Annotated in this window: 12 protein-coding genes; 3 read left to right on the top strand and 9 right to left on the bottom strand. The window is 53.8% G+C overall.

Translation table 11 applies throughout. The features are described 5' to 3' along the window. Positions 1-53 precede the first annotated feature (53 nt). From acpS to folK, 4 genes are all read right to left on the bottom strand, one after another. On the bottom strand, positions 54-470 hold the full coding sequence (acpS, locus tag AAAH10_RS14385) for a holo-ACP synthase (protein WP_343564795.1): 417 nt from the start codon (positions 468-470) through the stop codon (positions 54-56). Then, positions 470-2611 carry a RelA/SpoT family protein gene (locus AAAH10_RS14380; RefSeq protein WP_343564793.1) on the bottom strand — a complete coding sequence of 714 codons (2142 nt, stop codon included), beginning with the start codon at positions 2609-2611 and terminating at the stop codon, positions 470-472. Before AAAH10_RS14380 ends, acpS begins: the two co-directional genes overlap by 1 nt. Before the next feature lie 212 nt (positions 2612-2823). Next, positions 2824-3207, bottom strand: coding sequence for a DNA-directed RNA polymerase subunit omega (gene rpoZ / locus AAAH10_RS14375; RefSeq protein ID WP_343564791.1), 384 nt, complete (start codon positions 3205-3207; stop codon positions 2824-2826). Positions 3208-3366: 159 nt separating this feature from the next. Continuing rightward, positions 3367-3873, bottom strand: a complete 507-nt coding sequence (gene folK / locus AAAH10_RS14370; protein WP_343564788.1) for a 2-amino-4-hydroxy-6-hydroxymethyldihydropteridine diphosphokinase — start codon at positions 3871-3873, stop codon at positions 3367-3369. A 203-nt stretch (positions 3874-4076) separates the two neighbouring features. Here folK and AAAH10_RS14365 point away from each other — a divergent pair, with 203 nt between their 5' ends. Then, positions 4077-4706, top strand: coding sequence for a LabA-like NYN domain-containing protein (locus AAAH10_RS14365; protein WP_343564786.1), 630 nt, complete (start codon positions 4077-4079; stop codon positions 4704-4706). 72 nt (positions 4707-4778) lie between these two features. Here the strand turns inward: AAAH10_RS14365 and smpB are convergent, their stop codons facing one another. Both smpB and dapA read right to left on the bottom strand, forming a co-directional pair. Continuing rightward, entirely contained in the window at positions 4779-5267 is a 489-nt protein-coding gene (gene smpB / locus AAAH10_RS14360; RefSeq protein ID WP_343564784.1) for an SsrA-binding protein SmpB, read from the bottom strand. A gap of 13 nt (positions 5268-5280) precedes the next feature. Next, entirely contained in the window at positions 5281-6171 is an 891-nt protein-coding gene (gene dapA, locus AAAH10_RS14355) for a 4-hydroxy-tetrahydrodipicolinate synthase (protein WP_343564782.1), read from the bottom strand. A gap of 300 nt (positions 6172-6471) precedes the next feature. On the opposite strand from dapA, the gene AAAH10_RS14350 reads away from it, so the two are divergent. Together AAAH10_RS14350 and AAAH10_RS14345 are read left to right on the top strand one after the other, a co-directional pair. Next, positions 6472-8622, top strand: coding sequence for a lytic transglycosylase domain-containing protein (locus AAAH10_RS14350; protein ID WP_343564780.1), 2151 nt, complete (start codon positions 6472-6474; stop codon positions 8620-8622). Positions 8623-8846: 224 nt separating this feature from the next. After that, positions 8847-10220, top strand: coding sequence for an ammonium transporter AmtB (locus tag AAAH10_RS14345; RefSeq protein ID WP_343564778.1), 1374 nt, complete (start codon positions 8847-8849; stop codon positions 10218-10220). Between the two features lie 159 nt (positions 10221-10379). Here the strand turns inward: AAAH10_RS14345 and AAAH10_RS14340 are convergent, their stop codons facing one another. The 3 genes from AAAH10_RS14340 to groL all read right to left on the bottom strand — a co-directional run bounded on the left by AAAH10_RS14340 (position 10380) and on the right by groL (position 14284). Continuing rightward, positions 10380-10811, bottom strand: coding sequence for a bactofilin family protein (locus AAAH10_RS14340; protein ID WP_343564776.1), 432 nt, complete (start codon positions 10809-10811; stop codon positions 10380-10382). A 10-nt stretch (positions 10812-10821) separates the two neighbouring features. Further along, entirely contained in the window at positions 10822-12399 is a 1578-nt protein-coding gene (locus AAAH10_RS14335; RefSeq protein WP_343564774.1) for a peptidoglycan DD-metalloendopeptidase family protein, read from the bottom strand. A gap of 232 nt (positions 12400-12631) precedes the next feature. Continuing rightward, positions 12632-14284, bottom strand: coding sequence for a chaperonin GroEL (groL, locus tag AAAH10_RS14330; RefSeq protein ID WP_343564772.1), 1653 nt, complete (start codon positions 14282-14284; stop codon positions 12632-12634). Positions 14285-14298: the final 14 nt, after the last annotated feature.

Genomic DNA, 14298 nt, shown 5'->3' with positions numbered 1-14298 from the left:
ATCATCCGGTTCAATAAGGCGTTTCTTGAAAGTCAGGCAACAAACTTGGGGCTTTATCGCACCACTGCACCTTCCGGTTCAAGAGATATTACGACAAAGGCCTGTGCCAAGGGGTAATCATCAGAAAGTGACAGATGCACCACCGGTTTCATACCGGCCGGTGTTTTCTCCCGGAGCTTGTTCAAGCCCTGCCCGTCAATGGAGAGATAGGGCTGACCATTCGCGTGATTGCCAACGGAAAAGTCCGTAAAGGCCACACCATCCCGCCAGAGACCACAGCCGATTGCCTTGGCGCAGGCCTCCTTGGCTGCAAAGCGTTTCGCGTAGCTTGCAGCCGGGTCCCTGCTTTCGTACGCACGGGCTTGTTCCTCGTCCGTAAAAATGCGCCCGACAAAACGCTCTCCTGTCCGCTCAAGCGATTTGGCAATCCGCCTGATATCCACCAGATCTGTGCCAATTCCCAGTATCATCAGTTCCGCGCCCGTTCGACAGAGGTGATCACAGACATTGCACGCAGCGCAGCCTGGATGTTTGCCAGATGGCGAACGTCCTGAACCTCGACATCCACCAGCATCTCGAAGAAATCGAGCGTTCTGTGGACAATCTTCATGTTGCTGACGTTGCCGCTGTTGCGTCCAATGACCGTAAAGAGATCACCAAAGGTTCCCGGTTCATTCGCAACAATCAGTTTCAGGCGACCTGTCTGGAACGGACGATCCACCTCGTCATCATCCCAGGAGACATCAATCCAGCGTTCCGGCGTTTCCTGAAAGGAAGAAAGCGTATCACAGTCAATCGTGTGAATGGTCACGCCCTTGCCCGTTGTAACGATACCGACAATCCTGTCTCCGGGCAGCGGGTGGCAACACTTCGCGTAGTGCACAGCCATGCCCGGAATCAAGCCCTTGATCGGCATGGCGCGATCCGTCGCCTTCTTGGCCTTTTGCCGTGCACTTTCAGGTTTCGGCCTGCTGTGACGCTCCCGCACTTCCGGATAGACGGCATGCAGCACATCACGGGCTGTCAGATGCCCCTGCCCGATCAGCACCGTCAGATCCTTGGTTGTCTCTGCATGAAAGACCCCCAGAACACCTTCCAGCGCTTTTTCTGTCAGGGACTCATTCTCCTGACGGAAGACCTTTTCCAGCATCTGCTGGCCCAGTCTCAGATACTGTTCCCGCTCCTGCAGACGGATAAAGCGCCGGATACAGGCCTTGGCCTTGCCGGATACAGCCAGCTTTTCCCAGTCCGGTGACGGCGTCTGGTTCTTGGAGGTCAGGATCTGAACCTGATCCCCGTTGTTCAGCGGTGTGCGAAACTGAACCATTCTGCCGTTGACCTTCGCGCCCACGCAGCGGTTGCCAACCTCGGTGTGCACCGCATAGGCAAAGTCAATCGGCGTCGCCCCGTGCGGCAGGGAGATCAGTTCACCCTTTGGCGTAAAGCAGAAAACCTGATCCTGGAACATTTCCATCTTGGTGTGTTCCAGAAACTCTTCGGGATTGTGCGTGTGTTCCAGAATGTCAATCAGTTGCTGGAGCCAGCGATAGAGCTTGCCTGCCGGCTGGTGATCGCCCTGCTTGTAAGCCCAGTGTGCCGCAACACCGTATTCATTGACCTCGTGCATTTCCCGTGTGCGGATCTGCATCTCGATCTTGTGGTTCTGGGGACCGATGACCGCAGTGTGGATTGACTGGTATCCATTGGGTTTCGGGGTCGAGATATAATCCTTGAAGCGCCCCGGAACAACGGGGTATTCACTGTGGATCATCCCGAGAGCCTGATAGCAGCTTTTGAGGTCGTCTGTGATAATGCGAAAGGCCATGATGTCCGAAAGCTGCTCAAAGGTGACATCCTTGGTCTGCATCTTCCGGAAAATGGAATAAGGCGCTTTCAGTCGCCCCGACACCTCTGCCTCGATATCATGACCCGCACAGTCCTCCCGCAGTTTGGAGATGATCCTGTCAGCGAGATTGTCGTCATCGGACTCCTTGAGATAATCCAGACGGGTCAGGATGGATTCCCGTGCTTCCGGATGAAGCTGGGCGAAGGAAAGGTCTTCAAGCTCATCCTTGAAATGCTGCATCCCGATACGCTCGGACAGAGGCGCATAGATTTCCATTGTCTCGCGGGCGATCCGCTGGCGTTTCTCTTCCTTCTTTATGAAGTGAATGGTCCGCATGTTGTGCAGGCGATCTGCCAGCTTGACCATGAGCACGCGGATATCATCCGACATGGCCAGCAGCAGCTTGCGAAAGTTCTCGGCATGCTTGCTCTGTTCGGACTGCAGCTCAAGGCGGGTCAGCTTTGTCACACCATCAACCAGCCGCGCAATCTTCTTGCCGAACAGACGCTCGATATCCTCAAGCGTGGCCTCTGTATCCTCCACAGTATCGTGCAGAAGGGCTGTGATAATGGCCGTGTGATCAAGCTTGAGGTCTGTCAGGATACCTGCAACTTCCACGGGATGCGAAAAGTAGGGATCTCCGGATGCTCTTTTCTGGGAGCCATGATATTTGGTTGCGAAAACATAGGCGCGGTTAATAGCATCCTCATCCGCAAGAGGATCATATGCTTTTACTCGTTCAACCAACTCAAACTGGCGGATCATTCGCGGAACCAACCTTCTAAAATATCAGACTCATCTCATGCTCGAGGATTTTAAAGGATAACAGACATTTAAATCCACAATCCCGCCTCCTGAAGACAGCATAACCCCGCTTGATCGTGACGCCAAGCTTGTCGCGGTTTCAAAACGCAAAAAGTCCGACGACCACAGGGCAGACTGCACAGGTAGCCATCGGACTTTTTCAAAGACAGAAATTATTCGTCGTTGTCGCCAGGAAGCTCGGTTGCAGCATCCTGAATATCAATGCCTGCTTCGTTGGCTTCGGCTTCGTTGACAGCCTCAACACCAATCAGAGCAGCTTCCGGACCGATCGCATCGAACTCTGGTGCATCTTCATCAACTTCAGAGAAGGCCTGCTGTTTTTGCAGCCCCTGAATCAGAGTGGACTTGACAGCTTCCAGCTCAATCGTTTCATCAGCGATTTCACGCAGCGCGATGACCGGGTTCTTGTCATTGTCACGCTCAACGGTTTCGGATGCACCGGACGTGATGTCACGCGCACGCTGTGAAGCAAGCATCACCAGCTCAAAACGGTTTTCAACTTTATCTACACAATCCTCGACTGTGACCCGAGCCATTCTGTTACTCCAAAGCAAAAATATGTCCGTGGTTTCTTCAGCTATCAAAGAGCCTTCAGCCACGTCAAAGGGTTCCCTCAAACGGGGAACAGGTCGGCTGCACTATAGAAAAGCAGCCGGGAGGAATCAACCCCTCTTGTTTGTTTTGGAGCAAAGACGCTACTCACTGTCTTCAAAAGCCACTGTTTCCTGCTCATCCAGCGGAATGGCATCCAGCAAGGAGGCCGCTGTTTTCCGAAGAACCGGATGGACCCACCCCTCTTCAAGATCGACAAGAGGCTGCAGAACAAAGCGTCGTTCGTGCATGCGCGGATGCGGAATCTGCATGTGCTCGTCCGGTCTGCTGATCTGATCGCCATAAGCCAGCAGATCGAGATCAATCACCCGCGCCCCCCAGCGCTCCTTCCTGACACGCCCGAAGTCATTTTCCACTTCATGCAGAAGATCCAGCATCTCCTGTGCCGGCAGATCGGTCCGAACCTCGGCAACAGCATTGGTGTACCAAGGTTGATCAGACAGCGGTACCGGTGCCGTTTTCATCCAGCGAGAGACCCGAACGACCTTTACGCCCCGCTTCTGAAGTTCGGCCAGAGCCGCCTCACAGGTTTGTCGAGGAGAGCCAAACTCAGGGCTCTCGAGATTTGCGCCAAGAGCGATAAAAATCATGAATTTCACACCTTCGTTAACAATGATGAAACGCTTTGTGCTTGAACTCCTGTAAAAAATCTATAAATTTTTAAATGGATGTATAGGAGTTTACTCATCTGTTTTTCAATTCTTTTTTGTGGTTGCGTTTTACAGAAAGAAATCATTTTCAGGTCTGACGTTTTTGACCGCTCAGAATTGTATTTTTTTGGAAGGATATTGTCTTGAAATTTTACGCCCAGGAGCGCGTCGCTCTTTTTATTGACGGTTCGAACCTTTACGCAACAGCACGCGCCCTCGATTTTGACATCGACTACAAAAGCCTTCTGACCTATTTCTCCGACCAGTGCCAGCTCATCAGGGCCTTTTACTATACAGCCCTTCTCGAAGACCAGGATTATTCTCCGATCCGTCCGCTTGTGGACTGGCTGGACTACAACGGCTACACCATGGTCACCAAACCGACCAAGGAGTTCACAGACGCCTCCGGACGTCGCAAGATCAAGGGCAACATGGACATTGAACTGGCGATTGACGTCATGGAGATGGCCGAAAAGCTCGAGCACATTGTCCTCTTTTCCGGAGACGGGGATTTCAGACGCCTCGTCGAGGCTGTCCAGCGCAAGGGGGTTCGCGTTACCGTCGTTTCCACAGTGCGTTCCCAGCCGTCCATGATTGCCGACGAACTGCGCCGACAGGCAGATGTCTTCGTCGACCTGAACACCATCAAGGACAAGATCGGGCGCGCCTTCAACAGCAACCAGTCATCCAGCAACAAGAGCAACAATCAGCAGCCTGCACAGGCCTATCAGGAAGATGACTACTACGAAGACGACTATTACGACGAAGACTGAAACAACTTCTCCGAACACAAAAAAGCGCTCCTGACGGGAGCGCTTTTTTCATTCCGGCAGGCGAAAGACGGCTCAACCCTTGTCCCGCAGGATCCGGGCTTGCTGACGCTTCCAGTCCCGCTCTTTCTCGCTGTGACGCTTATCAACGTTTTTCTTGCCTCGTGCAATACCAAGCTTGATCTTGGCAATTCCGCGATTGTTGAAATAAAGGCTCAGAGGGATCATGGTATAGCCTGATCGCCGCACGAGATCGCCCAGCTTGCCGATCTCGCGCCTGTGAAGCAACAGCTTGCGCAAACGCTTCGGCTCATGATTGAAACGGTTGGCAGGGCCATATTCGGGAATATTGGCGTTCACCAGATAGAAATCACCATCAGCCTCGAGAGAGGCATAGGATTCCGCAATGGATGCCCGCCCCGTCCTCAGAGACTTCACCTCGGTCCCCAGAAGCATCACACCGGCTTCAATCGTGTCCTCGATTTCGTAATCGTGACGCGCCCGGCGGTTGAGAGCGACTGTGCCGCTCTCGAGGGCATCCTTCTTTTTCTTCGCAGCAGCCATTCGTTCCCGGGCCTCAATCAATCAAACCTGCATTCACCATTGCAGCGTGAACAGTCTTTTTTGTCTCATCAGAAACCGGCAACAGCGGAAGACGCAAGGCATCCTCAGCCAGCCCCAGCAGGCTCATGGCATACTTCACAGGTGCAGGACTGCTCTCGACGAACAGAGCCGCATGCAAAGGTGTCAGCTTGTCATTGATCTCCGAGACCCTGTCAAAATCACGCACCCACCACGCTTCATGGAGCTGGGCACAGAGTGCAGGAGCTACGTTGGCCGTCACCGAAATACAGCCGTGTCCTCCCAGGGACAGGAAAGGCACGATCGTCGCATCTTCACCACTCAGAAGGGTAAAGCTGTCATCCGTCGCAAGGCGGGTCAGCGCAGGAAGCGTCAGGTCAGCAGTCGCATCCTTGATACCGGCAATGCGGGGCAGTTCAGCCAGACGCGCAACAGTTTCCACGGACAGATTGACGATGGAGCGCCCGGGCACATTGTAAAGAATGATCGGAATGTCCGAGTTGTCATGAATAGCCTTGAAGTGCTGATACATCCCTTCCTGGGAAGGCTTGTTGTAATAGGGCGTCACAACGAGGGCAGCATCCGCACCGGAGTCCTGTGCGTGCTGCGTAAACTCGATGGCTTCGTGCGTTGCATTGGAACCAGTCCCTGCGATAACAGGTACGCGCTTGTCTGCAACCTCAACGCAAAGCTCGGTCACCAGCTTGTGCTCTTCATAATTGAGCGTGGGAGATTCACCGGTTGTCCCCACAGGACAAACAGCATGACTTCCCTGTTTTATCTGCCAGTCAACAAACTTCTCGAACGCCTTCTTATCAACAGAACCATCCTGTGTCATGGGCGTTGCAAGCGCAGGAAAAGAACCTTTGAAAAGAGGGCCAGCCATCTATTGCATCCTTCATCATCAACCGAACAGCACGGTATCGCCATTCAGCATTTCAAGTTTACAGAAATCAAACATCAAAAATGAACGTCATTTCAGAGTCCGGCGGAGAATAGCGCCTGAAAATCCGAACGCAAAGCCTGAAAACGCCTTTTTTTGAAGTTTTTCACGACATCAACACTTTTGAAACCAGTCCCGTCACAGGATTGTCATAAGCTCAAGGCAGGTTCAGGCCTGTAAAAACCCGGAACACTCCCTATACTATCAAGTCTACAGACAGAACCTGATTTCACGGACACAAAGATGTTTCAAAAAAGATGCCCCGCTCTTCATCTGACAAAGAAAACAACAGCATCCCGTTCCGTAAAACAGAGCCTTGTCGGCACAGCCATCACACTGGCATTGCTGTCCCCCTTTGAACTCTCGGCTCCAAGACATGACATCGGCTTTTCCCCTGCGACAGCTCAGGCTCAGACACAGGACTGGCAACTCAGCGAAAGTGAACAGAAACAGTTCAATGCCATCGAGAAAAAACTGGCCGCAAGACAGTTCGAAGAAGCCCTGTCCCTGCAAAAGAAAATCCGCAACGACAATCTGAAGCGCATTGCCCTTTGGGCCGTTCTCTCCCGCTCGCCCGAGCCTGTTGCAGACTTTGAAACCTACGACAGCTTCATTGCATCCCCTCAAACATGGCCACGCCTTTCCCATTTCCGGAGGTTGGCGGAACCGCTCCTGCCTGAAAACTGGAGTGCGGACAGGATTGTTGCATGGTTTGACGGACAGGCCCCTGAAACCCTTGTGGGTGCCAGCCGCCTGCACGCCGCCCTGAACACACGCGGAGAAAACAGCAAGGCCGCAGAGGTTCTTCATTCGAGCTGGAGAAAGGGAGACGGGGCCGGAGCGGATGACGAGATCGAATTCCTCAGAAAGCACAGCAACACCCTGACCCCGGAGGACCACATCGCCAGACTGGACAGTTCAATCTGGCGCCAGCGCTACAGAGGCGCCGAACGTCTCTATGACAAGGTCCCCGCCCAATACGTCAAACTCGCCAAAGCCCGCCTCGCCCTTATCCGCAAAAGCAACGGCGTCGACAGATTGATCAATGCCGTCCCCAAAGAGTTGAAAAACGACCCCGGTCTTGTTTATGACCGGGCAAGATGGCGCTTTGACAAAAATCGTCCGGAAGCCGCAATCGAACTGCTCATCTCATTGCCCGGCTCAGGCAATTATGACTACACCATCGGCGACCCTGTCTGGCGCCTGCGCCACTGGGCCGCCAGAAATCAGCTGGCCCAGGGCAAAACAACAGCAGCCTACAAACTCGCCTCAAGCCACGGCCTTGAATCCGGTATCGGTTTCGCCGAGGGGGAATTTCTCGCAGGCTGGATTGCCCTCAGAAAACTCTCCCAGCCCAAACGAGCCTACCAGCACTTCTTCGCCCTGCACGAAGGCGTAAGCTCCAATATCAGCAAAGCCCGTGCAGCCTATTGGGCCGCCCGCGCAGCCCTTGAACTGAACAACACGGAGTGGGCCATACGATGGCTCGAACTGGCCTCGCAGTATCCAACGACATTCTATGGTCAGAAAGCCGCATTTCTTCTGGGGTCCAAACAACCCTCGCTCACGTTCGACAAACCCGAACTCTCTGCAGAAAACAAGGCAGAACTCAATGCGCGGGAAATCACCAGCATCATCATGCTCCTGAACTGGGATAAAGTGCGAAACCTGCAGTCCCTCTTCCTCACGCGGCTCAGACTGGACGCCAGCAGCCGAGACGAACTGGTCTTTGCAACCGAACTGGCCCATCGGGCCGGTCACCCCAATCTGGCTCTCAGAACAGCAAAGGCCGCACGCCACAAGGGCCAGCTGCTGCCCTATTACCTCTATCCCGATCCGGGCCTGAACTTTGAACCGGACAACAAGGCGCTTGTTTATGCCCTGATCAGACAGGAAAGCGAAATGAACCCGGAAGCCGTCAGCCATGCCGGGGCACGCGGACTGATGCAGCTGATTCCCACAACCGCCAGAAATGTCGCAAGAAACGAGAACCTGCCCTACAGCAAAAACAGGCTGACCGAAGACCCTGACTACAATGTCAGGCTGGGAAGCGCCTATCTGAAAACCCTGATCAATCGCTTTGATGGCACACAGGCTCTGGCACTGGCAGGCTACAACGCCGGCCCTCACAGAGTGAACCGATGGACACAGTCCATTGGCTCGCCCTACAGCAACAGGGAAAATGTCAGCACGATCCACAGCCAGCTCACAAAATCGGCCCGGTTTGAAGCCAGCCAGAAAGAGCTTGCAGAGCAGTTTCATCTTCTGGACTGGATCGAGCAAATTCCCTTTTCCGAAACCCGGAATTACGTTCAGCGCGTTCTGGAAGGGCAAACCATCTATGCGCTGGCCAATCAGCCTACAAAAGTGGCATCCCGCTCCCCGCTCAAATGAATTGCACAAAAAATAGGCTTGCATTTTCAGCCTATTTTTTAATCACTTCCTTATTTTTTCAAAAATTCAAAAAGAAGAAAATAACTTTAAAATATTGAAAACAAAACATTATTTAATTTTTCTGCCTTTTGGCACAACTCTTGTAAATACCGGTTCGTCCCCGCAATGAACACCAACGTCTTCAAAAAGAAGACAAAACGCAAGTTAAGGGAGCGACTGGTTACATGTCTATTTCGATCCTCAAACCGAGCAAAAGCCTTCTTTGTGGTATGCGCTCTCACAAAAGATCCCGCAAAGCACTGGGTCTTGTCAGCATCGCAGCCATGGCGACACTGCCGACCCCCGCACTGGCGCAAAGCACCCCGACAGAAACAGCTTACATCCTGAACAGCCTTTCGTTTCTGATGCACGGCTTCCTTGTCATGTTTATGGCTGCAGGTTTCGCCATGCTGGAAGCAGGCCTGGTCCGCGCCAAGAACACAGCCACGCAATGCCTGAAAAACATTGGCCTCTACTCCATCTCCGGCCTGATGTTCTACCTGGTCGGCTACAATCTGATGTATCTGGATGTCTCCGGTTTTATCGGCTCTCTTGAAATCTGGTCCGCAGCACCCGCGCCATCCGTCGAAGAAGCAGAAGCTGGCAGCTACAGCGCCGGATCAGACTGGTTCTTCCAGATGGTCTTTGTCGCAGCCACAGCCTCGATCGTCTCAGGCGCCGTGGCAGAGCGTGCAAAACTCTGGCCTTTCCTTGGCTTTGTCGTTGTGCTCACCGGCCTGATCTATCCGGTTCAGGGATCCTGGACCTGGGGTGGCGGCTGGCTGTCCGAACTTGGCTTCAGCGATTTCGCCGGCTCCTCCATCGTCCACTCCGTGGGGGGATGGGCTGCCCTTGCCGGCATGATTGTCATCGGCGCCCGCACAGGCCGTTACGGCAAGGATGGCACCCAGAGACCCATGCCCGGCGCCAACCTGCCGCTGGCAACACTGGGCACCTTTATCCTGTGGCTCGGCTGGCTCGGCTTCAATGGCGGCTCACAGCTTGCCATGGGCACCATCGGCGACATCACCGATATCGGCACCATCTACATCAACACCAATGCAGCTGCTCTGGCTGGCGTAATTTCCTCCATGATTGTGACCCAGCTCGTCTACAAGAAACCCGATCTGACCATGGCCCTCAACGGCGCGCTGGCCGGACTGGTTTCAATCACAGCCGAACCCCTTGCGCCTTCTCCAATGCTGGCCCTTGCAATCGGTGCTGTTGGAGGCGTGCTGGTTGTCTTTGCCGTTCCGCTTCTGGATCGCTTCAAACTTGACGACGTCGTCGGCGCCGTTCCCGTCCACCTCGTTTGCGGCATCTGGGGCACTCTGGCCGTTCCGCTCTCCAACGCAGACGCCAGCTTCTCAACACAAGCCATAGGGATTGTTGCAATCGGCATCTTTGCCTTCACAGCAAGCCTGATCCTCTGGCATGTCCTCAAGCTCACAGTTGGCGTTCGCGCCAGCGAGGAAGAACAAATTCTGGGCCTGGACAAAAGCGAACTCGGCCTGGAAGCCTACCCCGAATTCGGCGCAGGAAACTCCAGCCTTATCTGATAGCCTTGTCTCCCTAAACCAAGGCATCCACTGGCCCGCTCCATCCTCCGGTTGAGCGGGCTTTTTTTATCTGCAATTCCCGAAAAAATCCAAAGGCAGAAAACAGAAAAGGCCCGCTCAAAGCAGGCCTTTCGACAAAACCACCGATCCGGAAAATCGTCAGGACGCTTCCTTGTTTTCTCCGGTCCATCCCGCCGAATGCACAACAGCAGAATCATCTTCCAGTTCCTTTTCAGCCTGCGCAGCAGCGATCTGCAGAGGCGTCTGCCCTTCCTTGGCATCCGCATCCTGCGCACGGATCATGCGGCCATGAACATGCGCACCTGATTCGATGGACAGAACCTCGTGGACAATATCTCCGTCAATTCGCGCGGTTTCAGCGATGTAGACGTTCTCGGCATTGATATTTCCGGAAACGGAACCCAGAACCCTGACACTTCTGGCCTTGATCCCGCCCTGAACGCGTCCGTCCTGACCGACAATAATGCGCTCACCGGACAGATCACCGACCACGGTCCCGTCAAGCTGCAGGTCACCCTTGGTGTGAACATCGCCCTCGATCACAAGATCATTGCTGAAAATGGAGGTCATGCTGCCATTCTTATTGGGTTTTGAAAACATGCTTTCCAGCCTTTACAAAGTTACGCGGATCAACGTGCTGGCCGTTAAACAGAACCTCATAGTGAACATGCGGTCCGGTGCTGCGACCAGAATTACCCAGAAGCGCGATTTTCTCACGATGCGATACCGTTTGTCCACGCTCGACCATAATTTTATTCAGGTGAGCATAGCGCGTGCGAATACCGTTGCCATGGTCAATTTCGACAAAGCGTCCGTAACGACCGCGCCAGCCAGCGTAAACAACCTTGCCCGGAGCCGGCGCATAAACGGAAGAGCGCATGGGCGCAGCCAGATCCATACCGTTGTGGCGGGCCGTGCGTCCCGTTACAGGGTCCCGGCGCTTTCCGAAGGAACTCGTAACGCGATACTGATCCATTGGTGCTGCAAGCGGAAGCTTTGAAACCACTTCCTGCAAGGCATCCCAGCGATCAAGATACGACCCCAGCTCCATAATGGAAGCATGCCACAGTCTTTCCTCTTCATACCCTTCCTCGGGAATGAAAGGTCCACCCTGTGCCCGGGCATCATCACCCTGAACCCCCATAAGCTTGTCCATATCAAGCCCTGTCATCTCCACAGTGGTCTCAATCATGTCAATCGAGCCCTTGGAGCGCTCCATCAGACGGACAAGCAGTTCACGCTGTGCATTTGCCGCCTCGAGAGTTGAGGTTTTCAGACGTTCCAGCTCGTCATCCAGATCACCGGAGCGATCGACATAGCTCGTCAGTTCGACTTCCAGATCATCCTTCTCGAAAAAGGCCTGGGCCAACTGGGCTTCTGCCACGCGTTTTTCATCCAGTGCCCGCACCAGGCTCTTCCCGGTGGAACTGACCTTGTCCTGTTCACTTTTCAGCTCAGCCGTCAGCTTTTCAATCTGCTGTTCCAGCTGTTTCTGGTCCCGCAACCGGGTGTTCAGCGAGATCAGCTGACGCTCCTGCTTGGCCACCAGCTGCCCCAGAGAGATCTCGGCGTCATCCAGAAGATCACCCTCTCCCAGTCCCAGACCAAGATTCTCTCTCAGGCCGGAAATACGCTGCACCAGATCATCACCCTGCGCAGGGATTGAATCCAGCTCGCCCTCAAAGGCGCGCAACCTGTCTTCAACTTCCTGTCTGGCAGCAAGAACGCGATGTTTTTCCGCCTCGGACTTTCTCAGGGTCTTGAGAGCCTCGTCAGCCGAAAGGGCATTGTCTCCCTCCCCGGCCTCAAGCAGCGAGAGCAGTTCGCCCTGATTGTACTGCAGATCCTCGGTGATTTTGGAAAACTGGGTATGATACTCGCCAACAAGCTGCAGCAATTCGAAATACTTGAGACGTTCCTCGGCAATGGACTGTTGTTTGGCAGCAATGGTCTCGTTCAAATCCTGATAGACAACACCGGCATAGCCCACACCCGCCAGAAGGCAGAGAGCGGACGCAGACATCAACTGCTGGAAACGCCGACTGAAGCGAAGGAAAACAACCTTGTTTTCGCTGGAGAAGTGAATTTCTCGCGGGGTAAAGGCACGATCCCAGAAACGCGTCAATGTTTTACCAAGCGATTTATCGTCAAACCTCAATTCATTCCCCCTTGGCGTTCCCTCAAAGATCTTTTCACAGCAGGTTATTTTCACTGGAATGTGTATTCAGTTGATATCTTATAACCGATCACATTCCCTTGAGCAAAGGGTAAAGAAAAGTCTGAAAGAAGAGTCATTCATAGCGCTATATCTATGAACGAGATCAGTGACAAAGCAAAAAAGGGAGGCACGAGGCCTCCCCTTTTCCAGTCTTGACAGGTAACAGGCCCGATTAGAAGCCCATGCCACCCATACCGCCCATGCCGCCCATGTCAGGCATTGCAGGAGCAGCTGCAGCTTTGTCTTCCGGTGCATCAGCAACCATTGCTTCGGTTGTGATCATCAGACCGGATACGGAACCGGCGTCCTGCAGCGCAGTACGAACAACCTTGACCGGATCGATGATACCCGCTTCGAAGAGGTTCAGGTATTCACCGGTTTGTGCGTTGAAACCGAAACCGGCTTCGCTGCTTTCACGAACCTTGCCAACAACGATGGAACCTTCGTAACCGGCATTTTCGGAGATCTGGCGGATCGGAGCTTCCAGAGCACGACGAACAACACCAACACCAACACTCTGGTCAGAGTTCGCGCCTTCCAGGCCGTCCAGGGCTTTCACAGCGCCGAGCAGAGCTGTACCACCGCCGGAAACGATACCTTCTTCAACCGCAGCACGGGTTGCGTTCATGGCATCCTCAACGCGATCCTTGCGCTCTTTCACTTCAACTTCGGTTGCACCGCCAACACGCAGAACAGCAACACCACCAGCCAGCTTGGCCAGACGCTCCTGCAGCTTTTCACGGTCGTAGTCGGAAGATGTCTCTTCAGCCTGCGCACGGATCTGGTTGCAACGCGCTTCGATCATGTCTGCTTCACCGGCACCATCAACGATGGTTGTTTCTTCCTTGGTGATTGCAACACGCTTCGCAGTACCCAGCATGTCCAGTGTCACGCTTTCCAGTTTGATACCAACGTCTTCGGAAACAACAGTACCACCAGTCAGGATTGCGATGTCTTCCAGCATGGCCTTGCGGCGATCACCGAAGCCAGGAGCCTTGACAGCAGCAATTTTCAGACCACCACGCAGCTTGTTCACAACCAGGGTTGCCAGTGCTTCACCTTCAACATCTTCAGCAATGATCAGCAGCGGACGGCTGGACTGAACAGCAGCTTCCAGAAGCGGCAGCATTGGCTGCAGGGAAGTCAGTTTCTTTTCGTGCAGCAGGATGTACGGGTTTTCCAGCTCTGCAACCATTTTCTCTGTGTTGGTCACGAAGTATGGAGACAGGTAACCGCGGTCAAACTGCATCCCCTCGACAACATCGAGCTCGGTCGCCAGGGACTTGGCTTCCTCAACAGTGATCACGCCTTCCTTGCCAACTTTTTCCATCGCTTCAGCGATCATGTTGCCGATTTCAGCTTCGCCGTTGGCAGAAATTGTACCAACCTGCGCAACTTCGCCGGTTGTGGAGATTGTTTTTGCAGAGCCCTTGAGGTGCTCAACAGCAGCTTCAACAGCCATGTCGATACCGCGCTTGACATCCATCGGGTTCATGCCGGCAGCAACAGCCTTCGCACCTTCACGGATCAGCGCCTGTGTCAGAACAGTCGCAGTCGTTGTGCCGTCACCAGCCAGATCATTTGTTTTGGACGCAACTTCGCGAACCATCTGTGCGCCCATGTTCTCGAACTTGTCAGCCAGTTCGATTTCCTTCGCAACAGAAACACCGTCCTTGGTGATGCGTGGAGCACCAAAGGCCTTGTCCAGAACAACGTTGCGGCCCTTCGGACCCAGAGTAACCTTTACAGCATTTGCAAGCAGGTCCACGCCACGCAGCATCTTTTCGCGGGCGTCTGTGCCAAATTTTACGTCTTTAGCAGCCATTTTTTCTACTCCTT

Source organism: Carbonatibacter coralli (genome assembly GCF_039592655.1).
In the GTDB taxonomy this organism is placed as follows: domain Bacteria; phylum Pseudomonadota; class Alphaproteobacteria; order Kiloniellales; family Kiloniellaceae; genus Carbonatibacter; species Carbonatibacter coralli.
The sequence above is the reverse complement of the archived record's forward strand: the minus strand, read 5'-3'. Positions and strand labels throughout refer to the sequence as shown.